The sequence below is a fragment of the Paenibacillus sp. FSL W8-0186 genome, assembly GCF_037969765.1.
Lineage (GTDB): Bacteria > Bacillota > Bacilli > Paenibacillales > Paenibacillaceae > Fontibacillus > Fontibacillus woosongensis.
The window spans coordinates 3,120,546-3,140,606 of the sequence record NZ_CP150207.1 but is presented as its reverse complement, the minus strand read 5'-3'; the positions used below and the strand labels follow the sequence as shown (position 1 = coordinate 3,140,606).

18 protein-coding genes and 1 pseudogene are annotated in these 20,061 nt (G+C 48.5%); 15 read left to right on the top strand and 4 right to left on the bottom strand.

Going from position 1 to position 20,061, the window contains the following annotated elements; genetic code table 11:
• Window positions 1–26: 26 nt before the first annotated feature.
• Together MKX50_RS14140 and MKX50_RS14135 are read left to right on the top strand one after the other, a co-directional pair.
• A complete protein-coding gene (locus MKX50_RS14140) occupies window positions 27–2,000 on the top strand; it encodes a prolyl oligopeptidase family serine peptidase (RefSeq protein ID WP_339157245.1) in 1,974 nt (657 codons plus the stop codon).
• A 70-nt stretch (window positions 2,001–2,070) separates the two neighbouring features.
• Window positions 2,071–2,247: a hypothetical protein gene (locus MKX50_RS14135; protein WP_213592033.1), complete on the top strand. Its 177-nt coding sequence runs from the start codon at window positions 2,071–2,073 to the stop codon at window positions 2,245–2,247.
• Between the two features lie 718 nt (window positions 2,248–2,965).
• On the opposite strand, the gene MKX50_RS14130 is transcribed toward MKX50_RS14135, so the two are convergent.
• Both MKX50_RS14130 and MKX50_RS14125 read right to left on the bottom strand, forming a co-directional pair.
• Entirely contained in the window at window positions 2,966–3,850 is an 885-nt protein-coding gene (locus MKX50_RS14130; RefSeq protein ID WP_339157244.1) for an AraC family transcriptional regulator, read from the bottom strand.
• A gap of 78 nt (window positions 3,851–3,928) precedes the next feature.
• On the bottom strand, window positions 3,929–4,831 hold the full coding sequence (locus MKX50_RS14125) for a LysR family transcriptional regulator (protein WP_339157243.1): 903 nt from the start codon (window positions 4,829–4,831) through the stop codon (window positions 3,929–3,931).
• A gap of 118 nt (window positions 4,832–4,949) precedes the next feature.
• Here MKX50_RS14125 and MKX50_RS14120 point away from each other — a divergent pair, with 118 nt between their 5' ends.
• The 13 genes and pseudogenes from MKX50_RS14120 to MKX50_RS14060 all read left to right on the top strand — a co-directional run bounded on the left by MKX50_RS14120 (window position 4,950) and on the right by MKX50_RS14060 (window position 19,431).
• Window positions 4,950–6,374 (top strand): MDR family MFS transporter, encoded by a 1,425-nt coding sequence (locus tag MKX50_RS14120; protein WP_213592039.1) that lies wholly within the window; start codon window positions 4,950–4,952, stop codon window positions 6,372–6,374.
• A 155-nt stretch (window positions 6,375–6,529) separates the two neighbouring features.
• Window positions 6,530–7,690: a nucleotide disphospho-sugar-binding domain-containing protein gene (locus MKX50_RS14115; RefSeq protein WP_339157242.1), complete on the top strand. Its 1,161-nt coding sequence runs from the start codon at window positions 6,530–6,532 to the stop codon at window positions 7,688–7,690.
• A 215-nt stretch (window positions 7,691–7,905) separates the two neighbouring features.
• On the top strand, window positions 7,906–8,049 hold the full coding sequence (locus tag MKX50_RS14110; protein ID WP_339157241.1) for a hypothetical protein: 144 nt from the start codon (window positions 7,906–7,908) through the stop codon (window positions 8,047–8,049).
• A 51-nt stretch (window positions 8,050–8,100) separates the two neighbouring features.
• Entirely contained in the window at window positions 8,101–9,855 is a 1,755-nt protein-coding gene (locus MKX50_RS14105; protein ID WP_339157240.1) for a WD40 repeat domain-containing protein, read from the top strand.
• A gap of 353 nt (window positions 9,856–10,208) precedes the next feature.
• A complete protein-coding gene (locus MKX50_RS14100; RefSeq protein WP_339157239.1) occupies window positions 10,209–11,207 on the top strand; it encodes a hypothetical protein in 999 nt (332 codons plus the stop codon).
• Window positions 11,208–11,303: 96 nt separating this feature from the next.
• A complete protein-coding gene (locus MKX50_RS14095; protein WP_339157238.1) occupies window positions 11,304–12,794 on the top strand; it encodes a YdiU family protein in 1,491 nt (496 codons plus the stop codon).
• A 182-nt stretch (window positions 12,795–12,976) separates the two neighbouring features.
• Window positions 12,977–14,128, top strand: a complete 1,152-nt coding sequence (locus MKX50_RS14090; protein ID WP_339157237.1) for a sensor histidine kinase — start codon at window positions 12,977–12,979, stop codon at window positions 14,126–14,128.
• Window positions 14,125–14,766 (top strand): response regulator transcription factor, encoded by a 642-nt coding sequence (locus tag MKX50_RS14085; RefSeq protein WP_213592049.1) that lies wholly within the window; start codon window positions 14,125–14,127, stop codon window positions 14,764–14,766. Before MKX50_RS14090 ends, MKX50_RS14085 begins: the two co-directional genes overlap by 4 nt.
• A gap of 151 nt (window positions 14,767–14,917) precedes the next feature.
• Window positions 14,918–15,850: an ABC transporter ATP-binding protein gene (locus tag MKX50_RS14080; protein ID WP_213592051.1), complete on the top strand. Its 933-nt coding sequence runs from the start codon at window positions 14,918–14,920 to the stop codon at window positions 15,848–15,850.
• 12 nt (window positions 15,851–15,862) lie between these two features.
• A complete protein-coding gene (locus MKX50_RS14075) occupies window positions 15,863–17,107 on the top strand; it encodes an ABC transporter permease (protein ID WP_244996517.1) in 1,245 nt (414 codons plus the stop codon).
• Window positions 17,077–18,210, top strand: a complete 1,134-nt coding sequence (locus MKX50_RS14070; protein ID WP_339160127.1) for an ABC transporter permease — start codon at window positions 17,077–17,079, stop codon at window positions 18,208–18,210. The genes MKX50_RS14075 and MKX50_RS14070 overlap by 31 nt, the downstream gene beginning before the upstream one ends.
• A 133-nt stretch (window positions 18,211–18,343) precedes the next feature.
• A pseudogene (locus tag MKX50_RS14065) lies at window positions 18,344–18,783 on the top strand (IS1595 family transposase); the annotation flags it as partial.
• A gap of 90 nt (window positions 18,784–18,873) precedes the next feature.
• The gene (locus MKX50_RS14060; protein WP_213592055.1) at window positions 18,874–19,431 is read left to right on the top strand and encodes an AAA family ATPase; all 558 of its coding nucleotides are present in this window, start codon (window positions 18,874–18,876) and stop codon (window positions 19,429–19,431) included.
• A 180-nt stretch (window positions 19,432–19,611) separates the two neighbouring features.
• On the opposite strand, the gene MKX50_RS14055 is transcribed toward MKX50_RS14060, so the two are convergent.
• Window positions 19,612–19,788 (bottom strand): GNAT family N-acetyltransferase, encoded by a 177-nt coding sequence (locus tag MKX50_RS14055; protein WP_244996518.1) that lies wholly within the window; start codon window positions 19,786–19,788, stop codon window positions 19,612–19,614.
• Complete coding sequence (locus tag MKX50_RS14050) at window positions 19,739–20,047, bottom strand: hypothetical protein (RefSeq protein WP_339157236.1); 309 nt, start codon at window positions 20,045–20,047, stop codon at window positions 19,739–19,741. Before MKX50_RS14050 ends, MKX50_RS14055 begins: the two co-directional genes overlap by 50 nt.
• Window positions 20,048–20,061: the final 14 nt, after the last annotated feature.

Sequence of the window (20,061 nt, the reverse complement as noted above, 5' to 3'; positions counted from 1 at the left end):
GATTATTGAGGGAGGTGTTTTAAGTCATGGCAAAGCCTGCATTGTCGCCTTGCGGCAGCTGGAAATCGCCGATCACGGCACAGGATATCGCCCAGAGCAGAATTTCCTTCCAAGAGATTCTTGTCGATCAAGATATCATCTATTGGGTCGAATCCAGACCGACGGAGCAGGGGCGGTATGTCATCGTCAGAGCTGATGAGGACGGAGAGATGTCCGACGTTACTCCGCCGGGGTACAGCGCCCGAACGCTGGTTAACTCGTACGGGGGCGGATCTTTTACGCTCTCGGGCGGGACGGTCTATTTCTCTAACTTTGTAGCCAGCTCAGAAGAGTCGCCCTATGCTAGACATCATGATCAGCGGCTGTTCCGCCAGAAGGAGGGAAGCGCGCCTGAACCGCTGACGGATACACTGTCTGTCTGTTATGCCGACGGCGTCTACGATTCGCAGCGGGGCCGCCTGATCAGCGTCCGGGAGGACGGGCAGCTGACCCTTCATGGCCAAGGCATGCAGTCGCTCGTATCGATCGACCCGGTTAGCGGCCAGCAAGAAATGCTGGCTTACGGCAACGATTTCTACGCGGCCCCGCGCTTATCGCCCGATGGCAAACGCTTATGCTGGCTCACCTGGAATTATCCGAGCATGCCGTGGGATGGCAGCGAGCTCTGGGTGGCAGATGTAAATGACGAAGGTATGCTATGCAATCCGAAACAAATTGCGGGCGGTACCGAGGAAGCGATTTTTCAGCCTGAATGGTCACCACAGGGGGAGCTGTTCTTCATCTCGGATCGTACGAATTGGTGGAATCTTTACCGCTGGGACGGCGATAAGACGTCCGTTGTTTACCAGAAAGCAGCAGACTTCGGCGCGCCTCAATGGACCTTGCGCATGGCTCAGTACGATTTCATCCCGGATGGCCGGGTTGTCTGCTCGTATGTAGAACAGGGGGCCTGGAGGCTTGCCGTTATTGACGTGCACAGCAATAAGCTCACGGATATTCCGTCGCGATACACGGAAATCAGCCATTTGCGCGCAGGGACGAATTTCGTTGCTTTTCTGGGAGGCGCTCATGATACGCCCTTATCCGTCGTCAAGCTCTCGCTGGAGACAATGCAGGAGACGGTAATTAAATCATCTTTGACGAACTATGAGAAGTTTCTTCCTTATGTCTCGAAGCCCGAACCGATCACCTTTGTGACGAGCGGGAACGGGCAGGCATATGCCTTCTACTATCCGCCGCATAATTTGGATTTTGGCATCCCAGTGCAAGAGAAGCCCCCGCTTATTATTAAGAGTCATGGAGGGCCTACGTCGGCAGCCTCCACCGCGCTTGACCTGGAGATTCAATATTTCACGAGCCGCGGCTTCGCCGTCGTCGATGTAAATTATCGGGGGAGCACGGGGTACGGGCGAGAGTATCGGCTGTCCTTATATGGGAATTGGGGCATTTATGATAAAGAGGATTGCATCAGCGCGGCGAAGTATCTGGAGGAGAGAGGAGAGATCGACGGCGAGCGGATTTTGGCCCGCGGCGGCAGTGCAGGCGGGTTTACGACGCTGTGCTTGCTGGCTTTCTCGACAATTTGCCGGGCGGGAGCCAGCTACTATGGCGTCTCCGATTTAGAGAAGATCGTGGTGAACAGCGATAAGCTGGAAGCCAAGTATCCGTTTAGGCTGATCGGGAAATATCCCGAACAGGCGGAGCTGTACCGGGAACGATCGCCGGCTTTTCATGCCGAACGAATTACGAATCCGGCCATCTTTTTTCAAGGCCTCGAGGATCCCATCGTCCCGCCGGAGCAAACAGAAGGGATCGTGTCGTCTCTGACTCAACGCGGAGTTCCCGTGGCCGCCTTCTATTATCCTCATGAGCAGCATGGCTTTCGCATAGCGGCAAACATTAAAAAGTCCTTGGAGGCGGAGCTGTATTTTTACTCGCAAATATTGCAGTATACCCCGGCAGATCCGCTTGAGCCGTTTCCGATCAACAACTTAAAGTAATGCCATGTGATCCATCTCATAGCGCAGCCCCTCTTATTTTGTTATCCCTACTATAGGAGGTGGATTACGCATGAAAGTTAGTTATCCATTGCGGGAAACGGCCGATTTGAAGGAAATCAAAGAGTCCCTGAAGCCTTTTGGCGGACGCTGCGCCAAAATCGTCGAAGGAACCCTGGAGTACCAAATCAAAGAAGAGCAAGAGAGCGCGGCCTATGAGGCTTTGAAGGATAAAGGGTATATCGCTTAAGTGCCAAGATGTTAGGAGATAAGATTTTCGAAGTGTGGATGTATTGAACAAGGGGCTGCCCCACAAGTTATCAAGATGACTTGCGGGATAGCCCCTTTTTTTCTAAACGCTTTCCATTTTGGCTGAATCCATTGCCTCCCTTGCCTGCGTCCATTCATTTCATTAGCTCTTCCTACTAATATGAGCTGTCGTACACCAAACTGTCGGGCACAAAGCTGTCGTACACTAAGCAATCGGGCACTAAGCTGTGCTGCATTAACCTGTCGGATACTAAGCTATCGGCCACGAAGCTATGGGGTACTAAGCTGTCCCTACACTAACCTGCCGTACACTAAATGGAATTCATGTATCTAACTATGCTCAAACGCATACTTTTGAGGGATTAGATGGATCCTATGCACCTAAAATCAAGAATCCAGCCTAATATGGTTCATCCTCATTCTTCTAACAACATGAAATCCATTTAAATCTACGTTCCTATCATTGCCGCAGAATCTAAATACTATAAATCCATTTAGATAAGTTGAACTACTAGAAATGGGAACTTAGAAGCTTAGTGATCCAAACATATATATTTCCGTTCACCATGTGGCTCGTGTTATTGTAAGGGTAAAAACGAGCCCTGACGAGAGTCGAGCAGCTAACGAACTGCTTGGAAATTTTCGAGTCGGTTCTTTGCACATAATAGGGAAGGGGGGCCGTAGTTTCATGGACACAATTATTTAGGCATCTGCTTTTTCAGAACAGGAATCCATATTTCGCTTCTGTACGCCTGCGATGAAACGTCTTTACTCTCGTTCCATAATATTTCCGGACCTGGGGCGAGCTCATAGCTTGAAGAGGGGAACCACTCCGAATATATGCGGCCCCACACCTGCTGAAGCGTATCTGGAAACGGCCCGACCGCTTCGAACACCGCCCATGTCGAGGCCGGGACTACTAGCTGTGCCAGATGATCCGGACATGCCTGGGTTGTAGCCACGCCGATGTAATGATCCAGTTCTCCTCTTTCCTCCATCCTTCCCTCCGAGAAGTTCACAGATGCGCTGATCAGCCCCCCTGGCTCTATGTTGGACAGGGCTTTCAGCTGCCCGATCAATCCTGCATCCAGGCTTTCCCACATGGACGCAATTTCCGGATTGACACCTTGGAATACGATCGGGACGCGTTTCATCAGGCCAACAATGCTAAAAGCCTCTTTGTCTACTATACGGTAGTTCATTTCGCTTCCTCCTTGAATGGTTAGTTGGAAGGTCATGCGCGGATAAGCTTTGAGAGCATGGCCGTTCAGCCTTGCTTCAGACGGCGTGATGCCATGCAGGCTCTGAAAAGCGCGTGTAAAAGCATCCGGTGAGCTGTACCCGTATTTCAACGCCACATCGATCACCTTTGCCTCGCCGTCTCGAAGCTCGAATGCTGCGGAAGTGAGCCTTCTGCGGCGAATGTATTCCGACAACGGAACGCCTGCAAGGAAGGAGAACATTCGCTTGAAATGATATTCCGAGCAGGCTGCTCGCTTTGCGACTTCTTTAAAGTCGATATCTTCGGCCAGATGCTCTTCGATGTACTTCATTGCGTCATTCATGCTTTTAAGCAAATCCATATGATGACCTCCTTGATCACTACTTTAGCAGTTATGGGAGATGGCTTTCCCGACATTTCCTGCACGGATCTTGCAGGGTTATTTGAGGAGCGTATAATCATCCAGCAGTCTTTGAATGACGGCATAACGGGGATTCTGCTCGGATATCAGGCAGCCGAAATAGAGGTCGGAGACGACTTGATTGTCGCTCAAATGCACAGGGATGATGCGGCCGCTCTCCACGTAGGGATCATCATTTAAGCTGTAGCCGGATAACAAGCTGATAGCAAGCCCCTCGGCAACCGTCTTCTTAATGACTTCTGAATTGGAGCTGTAGAATAGAATGTTTAAGGGACCGTATTTTTCTGCATAAGAATGACTGAAGTTCTCCCAAAATTGGCTCGCATACATCACAATCGGGTAATCCGCCAAATCTTGAAGCCTGAGCGAGCTCTGGAACGCAAATGGCGAGTCCTGGGGGACGATCACTTTAATATGCGCATCGTAGTCCAGTTTTTTGAAGAGGATATGTTCGGGCAAGGACTGTTCCTGCGATTTCGGGATCGTGATATAACCTATATCTACCGTGTGCTGTTTGATGCGGGGGATAATCTTCTTACTCTCCATCTCAATGATCGTCACTTTCATCAGGGGAAAATCCTTCTTAAACCTGGACAGGACCCGCGGTAAAAAAGTCATGAGGCTTGAGATGGCGGCGATCTTCAGCTCCCCGGTAAAAGAGGAGGTGATCGATTGGGCGTCCTCCTTGATGCGCTGCATCGTATCGACGATGATCAACGCTTTATTGATAATACTTCGTCCTTCCTCCGTAGGGGTAGTGCCTAACCTGGATCTCTGGAATAAACGAAGGCCGAGCTCCTGCTCCAGCGCTGCAATCGACTGGCTGACGGCAGACTGGGACACGTGAAGCTGCTCTGCGGCAACGGAAATGGACTTGGCGTGCACAATAGCTTTGATGTATTCCATTTGCTCAAAATTCATAGTCGTAGCGCTCCTCTTACATTAGTAATTCTTATGTTAGCATTAAAAACAATAATTTTACATCACTTGCGATTATATTTATATTAATGAGGATGATTATTGTGAGGAGATGTAATTGTTGGGACAGAGCAAAACACAGAAGGATGGATTTGCCTTTATTATTTTGGCCGTATTTTTAGGGAACTTTCTGGCCTTCGTGAATTCGGGCACCGTGAATATTGCCCTTCCTTCAATCATGAAGGATTTGCATACGAATATTAATTCCGTGCAATGGATCGTCACGGGTTTTATGCTGGCGATCGGTACGATTGCCCCTGTGGTTGGCTTTCTGGGGGCCAAGGCAGGCTACAAAAAACTGTACCTCGCAGCATTGATCGGTTTGACGATTTCTTCCACGCTATGCGGCCTCTCTTGGAATATCGGATCGCTGATCGCATTCCGGGTGATCCAAGGCCTCTGCGCAGGAATGATTCAAATTTCCACGATGACGATTATTTATCAATCCGTATCGAAGGAAAAGCAGTCGATGGCGATCAGCCTCTGGACGGTATCCGTTATGGTCGCTCCGGCCATTGGGCCAACTTTGGGTGGTTTAATCACCAGTGCTTGGGGGTGGGAGGCCTTGTTTTATGCGAATGTGCCTGTAGGCATCATAGCTATTCTGAGCGCTGCGCTTTGCCTGCCTGACCGCAAGGGTTCGGCTGGCGTAACCTTGGATGCCTGGGGATTGGTCACCGTGGTGGTTGGAAATGTCTCCCTGCTGATGTATTTTACCAAAGGAAGCGATCTCGGATGGTTCTCGGCACCGTCTCTCGCTTTATTGCTGGCAGGCCTTGCTGGCATTGCCGCCTTCATTTGGAGGGAGCTGACCGCGAAGGAGCCGCTCCTGAACATCCGCGTATTTCAATATCCGAAATATGCAATGGGCACGATATTGAATTGCCTTATTTCGGTAGGACTGTATTCCAGCGTGTTTCTCATCCCATTATTCCTGGAGGAAGCCCAGGGAGCTTCCTCCTTCACCAGCGGGCTAATCATGCTTCCGGGGGCGATCATTATGATTCTGGTGACGATGGCTACGGGCAAGCTGTATGGTAAATTCGACCCGGTATGGTTCGTACTGGCCGGTGTCCTACTGCTCTGCATTGCTTCCTGGGAATTCAGCCGGCTCACGATGCACTCCTCCATCGGATACGTGATGATTTGGATGATTCTGCGTTACATCGGAGTAGGCCTCGCAACTTCTCCGGTGACGAATATTTCCATGAGCCATATTCCGGCAGAGCATGTCGGTTCGGCGACATCGATCTCGAACTGGCTGCGCCAAGCCGTTGCGGCGCTCGCCATAGCCATATTCAGCTCGATTCTGGCGGTCAGAACGGGAGCTCATCTTGCGGAGTTCAGCGGAGAGAAAGTCGGCGAAGCCTTGAAACAGGCCGCTTTTCTTTATGGCTCGAACGATACGTTCCTTGCAGCAACTGCCGTTCTTATTTTTGCCGTACCGCTGTCACTCTTATTGAGAAATAGAAAAGCGAATGCTTAAAGCTCATCAACCCTTGCAGCTTGTTCATAAGGCTGTGAGGGTTTTTTACTGTGAAAAAACCAAAATGAGGAAAAATAACATGAAAAATACAACTTTTACTGCATACCATTGGTTTATAAAGATAAAAGCTAATTTGGAGAGGAGAAGGATCAGGAATGAAACTGTTGTTCTTCATGCTGCCGTATCATGGCCACATTAATCCTACATTATCTGTAGCGGAGGAGCTCGTTCGCCGCGGGGAGCAGATCGTGTATTACACCACAGAGGAGTTTGCGGGAAAATTGGAGGGCATTGGTGCCGAGCTTCGCCTCGTTGGCCGGGAATTCGGCTTCTTCATGGAGGAACTGGATAAGAAGCCTTTGGCGGCTTCACTTCGAAATGCGGATTTTTATGTAGATAATCTGAACCGGCATGTAGCTTTAGCTTCCGAGCTGCTGGAACAGGTGCAGCAGGAGCAGGCTGACGGCGTCGTATGCGATCCGATGTGTCTGTGGGGACGCGCAGTGGCGGAGCGGCTTGAACTGCCGAGAGCGCTGTTCTTCTCAGGGATTGCCGTTACGGCCGACTCTCCGGTATTCGACTATTTTTCCCGGTTGTTTGACGGAGATATCCCGGAAATCATCACAAATATGTTCCTGAAGCGGGAGCCGCTTATGCTCGCTCCGATTCCAAGGAAGTTCCAGCCGGACTCGGCGTATTTAGGAGAAGGGTTTGAATTTATCGGCCCGACTATCGTCGACAGGGAGGCGGATCAGGACTTTCCGTTCGAAGAGATTGCCGGGCATCCCACGATCTATATTTCGCTTGGCAGTATTATTAATAATCCTCAATTTTATGAACTTTGCATGGAAGCTTTTGCGGGCAGCCGCTGGAAAGTAGTTATGGTCTCCCAGACGCGGCCACAGCAGGTTCCTGATAATTTTCTCGTCTATCCATTTGTTCCTCAATTAAAAATGTTGCAGCATGCTGAGCTGTTTATCTCCCATGGTGGAATGAACTCGGTCATGGAGTCGCTGTGGTATGGTGTTCCCCTTCTGATGGTGCCGCAAAGCTCCGACCAACCGCTTGTAGCCGCCCGGGCCGAGGAGCTGGACCTAGGCAGAAAGCTGGAATTACAAACGATTACGCCAGACCTGCTTCTCGCGAAGGCGGAGGAGATTCTCGCGGATTCAGCAATTCGCGAAAGCGTACGCTCCATGCAGTCGATCCTGCATCATGGCGGGGGAAGCCAGCGGGGCGCGGATGTGATTCAGCGGTACTTTGCTGCTCATATACGGCGAGAGCAGTTGTTGAATTCAGTGACTGAGCAGAATTAACAAGCAAGCCCGCAAGGGCTTGTTTTATTTCGATCGATAATATAACAGTTTGGTAATTGCTGGACGATAATGTAGTAGGACAGGACGATCAATGCTATTGTGTTCGGACAACCCTCCGAACTTGAGCTAATCGAACGATTACAAAAGATGCTATTAAGATCCTATTAAGATCTAATTCAAGCAATCCAGTTGATTTTGTTAAATTCTTTGCTGATATGAACATTCAAGCGGGCAAGAATGTTGACGTGAATCCATTAGCGCTAATTAACCAACAGCAGGATTTAGATATAAGTTCACGCGAAGCCGAAATTAAATATGCATTGTCTCAAGTAATGAATCATTCAGATCAAAGAATCTAACTATCAAATCAAAAGGGCATTGTAGATTATAAGTTTTAAAGGGGAGAATATATGTTATTTATAGAGCAGAAAATTAACAGAGCTACCAAAAATAACGCAAGAGGATCGTTTATTCAAACCGTAAGGTTATTTGCAAAATATACGAAAAAAGACTGGCTGTCACTAACATCAAAGCAAAGTTGGCTTACTCGTATGAAGGCATTTTATCTGTATATAGAAGCGCTTCTTTATTCAGAACAAGTTGAAAAAGTGGAAAACCAATATTTTGAGTTATTCAAAAACATTTACACTAGAGGTTGCGATACTTATGGATATGACAAGACTGCTTCTTTATTGTTGCAGCTTGTAGAAGGCAGCTTAGCTGTGTTTCAACAATATGTAGACCCTGGAAAGGTCATGCGAACTTTTGGTCCTTTATTAGAATCAGGGCGATTGAAGCCTGAGATCATCTTTAAGATGACGTATTATATGGCTCTTGCGAATGTGAAAGATGGAAACCTTGTGGATGCAAAAGCAAAGCTTTCTTCCGGGTTGGAGACGAAAGAGCCTTTCTGGAACAGCAAATGGCAGGAGCTTTGCTGCACTGTAGAGGAGTTACTAGATCCCGGGACTGGAGCGATGAAAGCGAACAATTCTTTGTTTGAGGAAATAGCTCATGGTCAGCGATGGATTGGCGACACTGCATTAAGTCCCGATGGTTCTTTAACGGCCGTAATGTATATGGGTGGACTACTAAAAATATTCAAGACTGAAAGTGGAGAAGAAATATTTGTTTGTACAGATCATGTTCTGCTCTTTGAAGAAGAAAAGGCTACTCATATGAGACTAGCATTTAGTCCGGATGGATGCTTTTTAACATTAGGTTTAGGTGTGGGTATTGTGAAAATTTACGATATGAAGCTGTTTAAGCTTCATGCGGAATACCATCTTCCGGGTCTGTTTTGGGAGGACATAGAACCCAATGCTTATTATAAGGAATATACCTATGTCCAGTTCAGCCCATTCCAGAAATATATGGTTGTAGTACCTACTGCTGAAAACTACGACCCGCAAGGGGATAATGGTTATCCGATACCTGAACAGTATGGAACATTCTATATTATAGATTTCAGCACTGGAGATGTAGTATTTGAGCATACCTATAAGGATCGAAAAATAGGTGCCGTTTCCTTTAGCCCAGATGAGCAATTATTTGCAGTTGCTTTATTGGGCGAAGAAGTGGACATTTGGAAAATCCAATCCCAGTCATTAATTTTTACAAGCAACGATTTCGTTTGGCTTGGACTTAGCGATCGTGTAGGTATGACACAAACCTTGTCATTCTCGGCTCAAAGCGACAGATTAGTATACGCAGCAAAAGAGAATAGACTAGTCGTTGTAAAGTTATTTCAACCAGATGCAATTTATTCAATAGACTTGGGCGGTAATTATAAGGCTTGTGCCCTGCATGTAGATTCTCAAGATCATATTATTGCAGTTAAATACATATCCAATAGACCTGTGATCCTTTGTAAATGGAAAATGAGCGATTTTAAAGAAGAGGTACTATTTACAGGAGGTACTTATGCGGTAAAGGAACTACTTGTAGATGAAGATCATGATGAATTATGGCTCTTCGACACGTCAATTGCTGAGCTTCGAAAATACAGTACAGGTAGTCTGGTTCGCAAATGGGATCCTTATGGCTGGTGGTATTCATACAGTGTGATTTTTAGTTCAATTTCAATTAGCAGTCAGGTTGGTATGGTAGCCATAAGTCATAAAGAAGCCGTTCGGATCGGGCGCTCAGAAAGGGAACTAAGCTAGGAGGAATATTTATATTTTCTTATCACAGTTTACCTCTAAAAATACAACAGCGAATTGATACGCTGATCGCAGAGAAAAGGTACGGGTTTGTGCAGACTTACGGCTTGCATGAGGATCCATATCACGTTTTGAACTGGGTAGTATATTCTGCTAGAGAGCGTGGCAGATTTCAAAGGGTATACTTAGGATCAAATTATATTGGAAAAATGGATAGAGATAATGAAGATGAATGCTACCGCCGTATACTTTCCAGGCTTTATTACATCACGGAATATATTTCTCAGGTTGATGAACATAGTAGGCTGCTGCTACTATCCAGAATCCATTGCGTGAGGTTTGTAGAGGATTCCACGGTGAAACAACCGGTGGTATCTTACATCAAAGTATCACCAGATTATGGATTCGAAAACACTAAAATAGTAATCAGGATGAGACGCTATGATTGGGACGCTATCCGGGATTTTGTTGCTGGAAATTTCCGCAATGAGCTTTTGCATGGAGTTCTTTATGCACTATTGGGCTATAGTGGAGAAGGTGAGCATCCTTATATTGATTACAACTTCACCAAATGGTTCCGGGCATATAAATTTACACCGTGGCTGAACCGATTAGGGGTAAAATCCGGGGCTAAGGCGATTCTTGCATTGAAAAACTGGCAGCGTTTCTTCATGAAGGAATCAATTAACGGTGTAGATTATTTGTTTGGGATTCCGCATCCAAGCATACCGGATAATGCGAAGATATTTACAAGAAGAGCTCTTAACCTGGAAACTGGTCAAATGGTTCGCGAAGGTACGATGGAGGACATTAGAGTTTTTACTCAAATGCTAAATTTATACCTGGAAGAAGCTTTAGTCAAATGGGTGAAGTCGAGCTGCAAGGTCAAGATACTAGAGCAGGATGAAAGTGTTCGCAACAATACGACCGTTCGGTTCGATGGTACATTCTTACGTATTTATTTGCCCGCTGATGTTCTAACGCCGTGGAGTAATCGCTTTGAAGGGCATGCTCGTTGTTTGGAGCTTCATTATTCAGTCCCCCAATTGGGAACCCTGATTTATATGATGATGATGTACAGCTTTGGTTTGTTGGATATTTCTAAAGGCTTAGCCCGGCAATTTAGTGATTTAAGGCTTAGTATCACTACAACTCGTTTTATGGATGACGAAACTCAATTCGAGGAGGACAACGGGACTAGGCTCATCAAGATGAAAGTTGGCGGTATTTCTTACTTAGCCTTGTTCCGGTTCCGTTCTTCTGTCTGGTATATCCTGAACCTTCAGGAAGGACGAGTGATTTCAACAGAAGATGCGGAATATCGTGTTCTTTTGGATGCTCTTGGAGTAAGATAAATAATGAAGCAAGGATTTACAGAGCATACTAAACGGGTAATCCTTCTTATCCGGAGCGGCTAGAATACGACAACTAACGTGAAAAGTGGAGATACGATGACAGAGAATAAAACAACAATTGCAGAAGCAGGATGGAAATTTGATAACAGCTACGCTCGGCTTCCTGAAATATTTTACACCTTGCAAAAACCGTTGCCCGTGCGCGCACCTGGACTGGCCGTGTTTAACGAGCCGCTTGCGGCATCCCTGGGATTGGATCCTCAAGCGCTGCAAGGCAGCGCAGGCGCGGCCGTGTTCGCGGGCAATGTGATACCCGAAGGAGCTTTGCCGCTCGCTCAGGCTTATGCCGGGCATCAATTCGGTTATTTCACGATGCTGGGCGACGGCCGGGCCGTGCTGATCGGCGAACAGATCACGCCGCAAGGGCAGCGGGTGGATATTCAGCTGAAAGGATCGGGCCGGACGCCATATTCCCGCGGCGGGGACGGCCGCGCGGTGCTTGGGCCCATGCTGCGCGAGTATATTATCAGCGAAGCGATGCATGCGCTTGGCATCCCGACGACACGCAGCCTCGCGGTGGTAACGACGGGACAGACCGTCATGCGCGAGTCGGAGCAGACCGGGGCGATATTGACCCGTATCGCGTCCAGTCATTTGCGCGTCGGCACGTTTCAATATGCCGCGCAGCGGGGAGAGGGCGAAGAGCTGCGTGCGCTGGCCGATTATGCGTTAAAGAGGCATTATCCCGAAGCGGAAGAGGATACGGCGGCAGGCGGGAATCACTATCTGGCCCTGCTTCGGCAGGTTATTCGCCGCCAGGCTGAGCTGATCGCAAAGTGGCAGCTGGTCGGTTTCATTCACGGGGTGATGAATACCGACAACATGACGATCAGCGGAGAGACGATTGATTATGGGCCATGCGCCTTCATGGATGCATATGATCCGGCGACCGTCTTCAGCTCTATCGACAGTCAGGGCCGCTATGCCTATGGCAATCAGCCCTATATCGGCGCATGGAACCTGGCGAGATTCGCGGAAGCCCTGCTCCCGCTGCTGCATGAAGACGAGGAGCAGGCGCTTAAACTGGCGGAAGAGGCCATTGCCGGATTCACCGAACAGTTTCACGGCTACTGGCTGGCAGGGATGCGGGCAAAGCTCGGGCTGTTTAACGCGGAGCCGGAGGATGAAGCGCTCATAAAAGAGCTTCTTAAGCTGATGCACAAACACCGCGCAGACTACACGAATACGTTCCTTGCATTAACCTTTGAGCGGTGGCAGGACATATCCTTGGTTGAGGATGAGGCATTCGAGCCATGGCTTCAGCAGTGGCGGGAACGGTTAGGGAGGCAGGAGGAAACGCAGGAAGCTTCGCAGCAGCTTATGCGCAGCAGCAATCCTGCGGTCATCCCGCGCAATCATCGGGTGGAAGAGGCGCTTGAAGCCGCCGAGAAGGACGGAGATTACAGCCTGATGGAGCGGCTGCTCGGCGCGCTCGCGGATCCTTTTGCCCATACGGAAGAGCAGGCGGAATATTGTAAGCTGCCGGAGCCATCCCAGCGCCCGTATCGAACCTACTGCGGCACGTGAGAAAAATTATAGATTGTACGAGAGCAGGTAGTGAAGCGAATATAGAAAGAGCAGGGGACAGCGGCAGAAAAGGGCTTGATGGCAAGCCCTTTTTTGCTGTGCTTCGTTTATATTTCATCTTCTGTTTTTGAAGGCCGGTATGCTAAACTTAAAATAATCATCACTCGGATTAGGAGCAGTTTATGCGTACATATTGGGTTTGGTTGACTTTGTTTGGCGCATCCTGGGTTTGCGCCCTTCTGCATGTATCTTCGAACGCGGCGATGCTCGCTCCAAGATTGATGGGCAGCGCCTTTTTCTTTGCCGCTTATTTTATTTCTCCGCTTCTGCGGGCGAAACCGCTCCTGCTGATGATCAATCTGAGCGCAGCATCAATTACAGCGAGTATCGTGTTATGGCCAGAGTCTTCAGGCACAGCTAATCCTTACGCAATTCTAGTGTTCACCCTGCTCGCAGGAAAGGCTGTTTTCAGATTGCCGCAGGCACATGCCTGGTTCGCAGGCGTTGTAATTGTGCTAAGCGCCATTGCTCCTGAAGCGGCACAATATCCATCTTTGCCTCCCGTCTATCTTGCTTTGTATGCGGTCATGCTTGCGGCGGGGCTGATTGTCTTTCGCATAAGCTGGAAGCGGGGAGAGGAGGCGGAGGCGCGAAACGAAGCCTTGCTAAGCGAGTACCGCAAAATGAAGCGGCGCGTCGCTTCCGATGAGGAACTGGCCCGGCAGGAAGAACGCGCCCAGATTGGCCGGGAAATTCATGATTCGGTCGGGCACAAGCTGACGGCGCTGTTAATGCAGCTCGAAGTGTTTCGCTTGCAGGCCAAAGGCGAGACAGAGTTGCAGGCCCGGCAGCTGAAGGAGCTGGCGCGGGAGAGTCTGGAGGAGACGAGAAGCGCCGTCAAGGCTCTGAAGCGGAGTGAGCCTGGCGGATTACCGGCAATCATGAGGCTGATCCGCAAGCTGGAGGCGGAGAGCCTGATCAAGATCCATTTTACAGTGAAGCATGGGGCGATGTCCGCGCCGTTAACAAATGAGCAGTCGATCGCGGTATATCGCGCCGTGCAGGAAGCCCTGACGAATATCATGAAGCACAGCAGATCCCGGGAGGCCGAGGTCACTTTTGAAGCGCCTGGGGGCAGGGTATTCCGCTTTGAGATTGCGAACCCTGGAACTCCAATCGACCATTTCAAGGAAGGCTTCGGGCTGCAATCGATGCGGGAACGGATGGAGAGCCATCATGGCCGGCTGGAAATCCTTCAGCACCATGACCGTTTTATTGTAAGCGGCGTGCTGCCGCTAAACTTACATATGACCCAAGGAGAGACGACCGGATGATCAGAATATTGCTGGCCGAGGATCAGGCGATGGTTCGCCAAGGCTTAAAAATGATGATAGAGACAGATGACCAGCTTCGTGTTACGGGGGAAGCCGCCAATGGCCGGGAGGCGGTCGATTTGAATGAACGGTATTTGTTCGATTTGGCCATTCTCGATATCCAGATGCCGGTTATGGACGGTCTCGAGGCGGCGCGCATCATTCGCGGCAGATGGCCGGAGCGGAAAGTGCTGATGCTTACTACGTTTAACGATGATGAATATGCGCTGGAGGCGTTGAAATGCGGTGCGAGCGGATACCTGCTCAAGGACGCTGAACCCGAAGCTTTGATTCGCTCGATCCGCAGCTGCATGTCTGGCGGATTATCTTTGCAGGACGATGTGGCAGCCAAGGTCATTCCACGCTTGCTTCGCCGAACCGAAGCGGAGGAAGAGCGTTCCATCGATCCTGCTATTACGCCGCGAGAGCTAGATGTACTCAAGCTTGTCGGCGAAGGACGCAGCAATCGGGAGATTTCCGAAGAACTGGGGCTGTCCGTTGGAACGGTGAAAAATCACATGAGCCAGCTGATGGATAAGCTGGAATTACGCGACAGGACCCAGCTTGCCATTTATGCGATCCGGCATAAGGTCGTATAGAAAGAAAGTAAATTTTACATCCATGACTGGAGTCATGGGTACAGAGCAGATGGATGACGGTAGACAGTGTGAGCACTGTCTTTTTGTTTGTATACTGAGCCATAGATTAAGGATTTGCATGCGGAATTGCGAATTGAAGGAGGCAGAAGACATGATTGAAGCCTTGGAGCTTAGAAAGACATTCAAGGGAAAAGCCGCTGTAGACGAGGTGAGCTTCTATCTGGACGAGGGGGAATCCGTTGGCCTGCTAGGGCCGAATGGCGCGGGAAAATCGACGACGATTTCCATGATATCTTCTCTTTTAAAACCGAATGCGGGAGATGTAAGACTGAACGGAACGAGCGTCATTGGCAAGCCGCAGCTCATTCGCCAGGTGCTTGGCGTCGTGCCGCAGGAAATCGCGCTTTATCAGGAGCTGAGCGCTTATGAGAATTTGAAATTTTTCGGCGGGTTATACCGCCTCAAGGGTCAACAGCTAGAAATGAAAATCCAGGAGCTGTTGGAGATTGTCGGGCTGCGCGATCGGCAGAACGAGCTGATCAAGACGTATTCCGGCGGGATGAAGAGACGGATCAATATCGCCGCAGCCCTGCTGCACGATCCGAAGATCGTGATCATGGATGAGCCGACGGTGGGCATTGACCCGCAATCCCGGAACCACATTCTGGAGACCGTCCGATTATTGAATCGCGAGAGAGGAACGACGGTCTTATACACAAGCCACTACATTGAAGAAGTCGAGCAGCTCTGCAGCCGGATTTACATTATGGATCACGGCCGGATCATCGCCTCGGGGACGAAGGAAGAGCTGCGGCGGATTTTATCCGGGGAAGACACGCTGCTGCTGCAGCTTGATAAGCCAAGCCCAGAGCTGGTTCAGGAGCTTCGATTGCTTCCTCCGGTCCGGCAGGCCGATGAGACAGAGAACGGGCTTAGGCTGATTGCCGCGAAGCAAAGCGATCTGTTGTCCCAAGTTGTTCAAGCGGCTGAACGGCATCATGTTCAGATCACCAGCATACATGTACAGACGCCAAGCCTGGAAGATGTCTTCCTGCATCTGACCGGGCGGACGCTTAGAGACTAGGGGGGAGCCCAAGTGATCCCGTTTTTGAAAAAGGATTTACTCGTATTTTGGAGGGATAAGAAGGCATTGGCGGTTTCGCTTGTCATGCCGCTCATTCTGATTGCCGTGTTAGGATTCGCTTTACCGGGCTGGATCGAGAATCCGGCGAAATTGCTTGAGATGAAGGTTGCTCTTGTGAACCTGGACGATGAAGCAGCCGCAGTACAGCAAATACAGAGCGAGCTGGGTTCTGATCCGGGTACGGAGTGGATGTCGCCCATTCAAGCTTTAACCGGGCTGCTTCAATCCGAAGAGGTGAGGAGCTTCGTTCATCTGCAGGAGCTAAGCAGCGAGGAGGCGCGCCGGCAGCTTGAGGAGGAACAGATCGAGGCCATCATCACCATACCGGATGGATTTTCACTGGGGGCATTTCATAAGATGCTGCTGAATGAAGGCGATGGGGCCGAGGTGCAAGTAACGGCCAGGGAAGCTTCGCTCCAGGTCGATGTGCTCAAGGAATGGATTACAGGACTTATGCATTCCATGAATTTCCATGCTGCATTGCAGCATGCGGGGGGCCAGGAAGTGGCTGCTGCAGCTGCTGTCGTGCTGGCTGAGGGAGACGCTTTGGGCGGACGTGAGATCATACCTGGAGCCGAGACGGTGACCTCGTTTCAATATTTCGCTTTGGCGGTCAGCATTGTATTTGCTTTGCTCTTATCGACGACTTCATCGACCAAAGCATCGGCAGAGAAAAGGGAGCAAACCCTGCAGCGCATCCTGCTTACAGGCTCGCATCCAATGAAGTATTTATCAGGGAAAATGAGCTCAACCTTCTGCTTCTCTATGCTTCAGTTTGCAGTAGTAATTCTGGTGTCGCATTTAGCTTTAGGCATATTCCCTGGACGTTCACTGCATTTTTGGCTAGGCATGTTCTGTGTGCTGGTTTTTCTCTCGCTTTGTGTGGGCGCGCTGGCGGCCCTATTCACTGCCCTGGTGTTCCGGCTTGAAGACTCCGTGGCAAGCGGCCTTTCTTTTCTTGTCATTTTAATCGCCGGGACGATCGGCGGCAGCTTCGCACCGATTTACGTGCTGCCGGGATGGCTGAAAGCCGCAGGAGAATGGACGCCGAACGGGCTGTCCCTGGCAGTGCTTCTGGATTGGCTGCAGACGGAGACGAACGCAAGCCTGACCCTGCCGCTGATCAAGCTGGGAACTTTCGCTTTGGCTGCAGCCGGCTTGGCCATATGGCTGTTTCCGAGAAGGGGGCGTATCTGATGAATCCGATATTTTTGGCGCAATGGATGAAGGAGAAGCGTTCTCCGATGATGGTAATCGCATTTTGCGGTCTAAGCATACTTGCTACGCTGATATTCGGGCTGGGCATGGACCAAAAAATCAAAATTGGCGTTTTTCCGGCGCAAGGCGTGGAATCCTCCATGACCAAGCAGTGGATTGAACGCCTAAATGAAGGCGATGCGATTGAATTCTTTCTGCAGGACGAACAAGCGGCGCGTTCCGATGTGCGCGGGGGCCGGGCCGACGCGGCGCTTCAGGTCAGTCAGGCTGATTATCGTCTGATTGCGTCCATCGAGAATCCGAATGTGCAGATTGTGGATCGTCATATCCGCGCCGTATTCTTAGAAGAATTGCAATTGCGTGCAGCCGAGTCTTACACAGCAGATGCGGCGGGGTTTCGGGATGAAGCCAAGCGATATCTAGAGCAGCCGCCTATTACCATAGAGGTGCTCGCGATGGACGGAAGCGAACTGCTCCATCACAATATGGGTCTGCAGCTGCTGTTTACGTTTACGTTATTTCTAGCGGCCTTTACGGTCGGCTTTAAAGTCAATGCCATCACGATGGAGAAAGCATCCGGCATCTGGAGTAGGATGGTATTATCGCCGATCCGCAAGTCGGAGATGTACCTCGGGCATTTGCTCTACAGCATGCTGATTGGTTTTGTACAAATTTTAGTCGTTCTGCTGTTGTTCCGTTATATTATTGGATTCAATATGGGGAACCATTTTGGTATGCTGATTGTGGTTGTTGCACTGTACACACTGACGATCGTGGCTTTTTGTATGCTGCTCGCTGGAATCGTCAGAACCCCCGAACAGTTTAACATGGTGTTTCCGTCTTTAATTCCACTGATGCCTCTCATCAGCGGAGGCTACATGCCGCCGGGGACGATTACGAATCCATTCCTGCTGGGAATATCCGAAATATTCCCCTTGAAGCACGCTTTGAATGCTCTCACGGAAATTGCAATTTACGATAAAGGCTGGCTGGATATTTTTCCACCGCTGGCTAAGCTGTGCATCATTGCTGTGGTCTGCATGGGGATTGGCATTAATTTGATGGAGCGGCGCAGGGGTTAACTTATGTGATTATGGGACATAAACAATGGTGATGTCATGTTATTGTAGGAATTAATTATTTTGATTCACAGGGAGGGGCCTTATAGAGGCCCCACTCTTTATTAATTAGGCTAAACAGATCCCAACCGAAGCATTTCAAGATATTGTTGAGATGGATGAGACTTACTTTCTGTACTCGGAAAAAGGCAAGCGAAATATCATTGAACGCAAGCCACGTAAACGTGGTGACAAAGCTAAATATCGTGGTATAAGCCATGATCCAGTGTGCGTACTGGTTCCCCGTGACCGTCAAAAAATTACTCTGGCGTTCTTGGACGCCGGCGAATTCGAACAACGAAATTGGACGAAGCGATTGGTGGTCATTTATCCGACTCCAACGTACTATGCACTGATTCGTGGAGGGCATTCAGTTCCTATGCGAATGCTAAAGGCTTAGCTCATTACCGATTCAAGTCCGACAGCAAGGAATATGAGAATACCGCATCAATTAAGAAAAATATGTTGGTCAAATCATGCCTATTTACTGTGACCGACACGAATGCCAAACTTCGGCTTTCTGCTTATTCTTGTTAAGCTAACGGGCGGTCTAATTCAAAAAAACTGCTACGAATCTTATTCAAATTGTGATAGTATTGTTGAAATATCTTCCAAGGGGATGATTTAGTGAAATTTGTTATAATATTTGGTCCTCAGGCGGTAGGAAAAATGACAGTAGGACATCAATTGGAGAAGGTAACTGAACTAAAGTTGTTCCACAATCACGTAACCATTGAAATGTTAGCTCCCCTATTCGGTTTTAATCATGAAATGTGGAGATTAGTAAATAAATTTCGTCAAGACATATTTGAAGCCGCCGCTGATAGTGATATGTATGGAATGATTTTCACTTATGTATGGGGATTCGATTTGCATGAGGATTGGGACTACGTTGATAAAATTTGCAAAACAATCGAAGATAAAGATGGCGAAGTGTATTTTGTTGAGCTTGAAGCCGATCTTGAGAAAAGAATTGAGCGTAACAAGACTCCTCACAGACTTGAACACAAACCAACAAAAAGGAATGTTACTCGTTCTGAACAGGATCTATTACAGACAATGGAGCAACATCGATTAAACTCCTTTGAGGGAGAAATTAAAAGAGAAAATTACATCAGAATTAACAACTCGAATTTAAGTGCTTGTGAGGTTGCTGAAATCATTAAGAACAGATTCGCTTTATAATGATTTTTATTGTTGTACTAACGGATAACGATAGCAATAAACCGCCTATTCTACGAAGGCGGTTTTCTTTTGGTCAAATATCAACATTAGAATCTAACATAGACATTAATTAAATAATCTTTTTGTATTTCCATTCTTCCTTGAGCAAGCCATAAATAATCCTATCATGATATTCTCCGTTCAAATATTCATAATTTTTAAGTTTCCGCTCGCCACGTTAATTTCAACTTTTTTAAGGTCTAGTTCTTCAAAGGAATGGTTAATCAATAGCTTGGCTGCTTTTGTAGCTAAACCCTTACCTATGTATTCATCTCCCAACCAATATCCTATCTCGGTTTTTCTTGCCTTCCAATCCATATATATAAAAATCCGATAGAGCCTGCAATTGTTCCTTTATGCCAAATGCCAGCCCAATATCCATTATTTTCGGATAATCTTTTAAAGATTTTTCTATAAATGTTAGGGAATCTTCAACTTTATTAGTTATCGTGGGAAAAGTAAGCCATCTGCCTATATTTTCTCGACTGCTATCAATTAATTGATATAATAACTCTTTTGCGTGTCTAGGCTCTAACACTGCCAGATAATTTTCTTCGTCTATGGCCGCTTTATACATTTTCAATCCCCCTT

Bases quoted from the DNA above. Each gene is read 5' to 3' on its own strand.
- MKX50_RS14085 (WP_213592049.1), top strand. From the start codon at position 14,125: ATGATCAGAATATTGCTGGCCGAGGATCAGGCGATGGTTCGCCAAGGC.
- MKX50_RS14050 (WP_339157236.1), bottom strand. From the start codon at position 20,047: ATGTATAAAGCGGCCATAGACGAAGAAAATTATCTGGCAGTGTTAGAG.
- MKX50_RS14095 (WP_339157238.1), top strand. From the start codon at position 11,304: ATGACAGAGAATAAAACAACAATTGCAGAAGCAGGATGGAAATTTGAT.
- MKX50_RS14130 (WP_339157244.1), bottom strand. From the start codon at position 3,850: ATGGATTTGCTTAAAAGCATGAATGACGCAATGAAGTACATCGAAGAG.
- MKX50_RS14115 (WP_339157242.1), top strand. From the start codon at position 6,530: ATGAAACTGTTGTTCTTCATGCTGCCGTATCATGGCCACATTAATCCT.
- MKX50_RS14135 (WP_213592033.1), top strand. From the start codon at position 2,071: ATGAAAGTTAGTTATCCATTGCGGGAAACGGCCGATTTGAAGGAAATC.
- MKX50_RS14125 (WP_339157243.1), bottom strand. From the start codon at position 4,831: ATGAATTTTGAGCAAATGGAATACATCAAAGCTATTGTGCACGCCAAG.
- MKX50_RS14105 (WP_339157240.1), top strand. From the start codon at position 8,101: ATGTTATTTATAGAGCAGAAAATTAACAGAGCTACCAAAAATAACGCA.
- MKX50_RS14070 (WP_339160127.1), top strand. From the start codon at position 17,077: ATGGCTGTTTCCGAGAAGGGGGCGTATCTGATGAATCCGATATTTTTG.
- MKX50_RS14090 (WP_339157237.1), top strand. From the start codon at position 12,977: ATGCGTACATATTGGGTTTGGTTGACTTTGTTTGGCGCATCCTGGGTT.
- MKX50_RS14055 (WP_244996518.1), bottom strand. From the start codon at position 19,788: ATGGATTGGAAGGCAAGAAAAACCGAGATAGGATATTGGTTGGGAGAT.
- MKX50_RS14140 (WP_339157245.1), top strand. From the start codon at position 27: ATGGCAAAGCCTGCATTGTCGCCTTGCGGCAGCTGGAAATCGCCGATC.
- MKX50_RS14080 (WP_213592051.1), top strand. From the start codon at position 14,918: ATGATTGAAGCCTTGGAGCTTAGAAAGACATTCAAGGGAAAAGCCGCT.
- MKX50_RS14110 (WP_339157241.1), top strand. From the start codon at position 7,906: ATGAACATTCAAGCGGGCAAGAATGTTGACGTGAATCCATTAGCGCTA.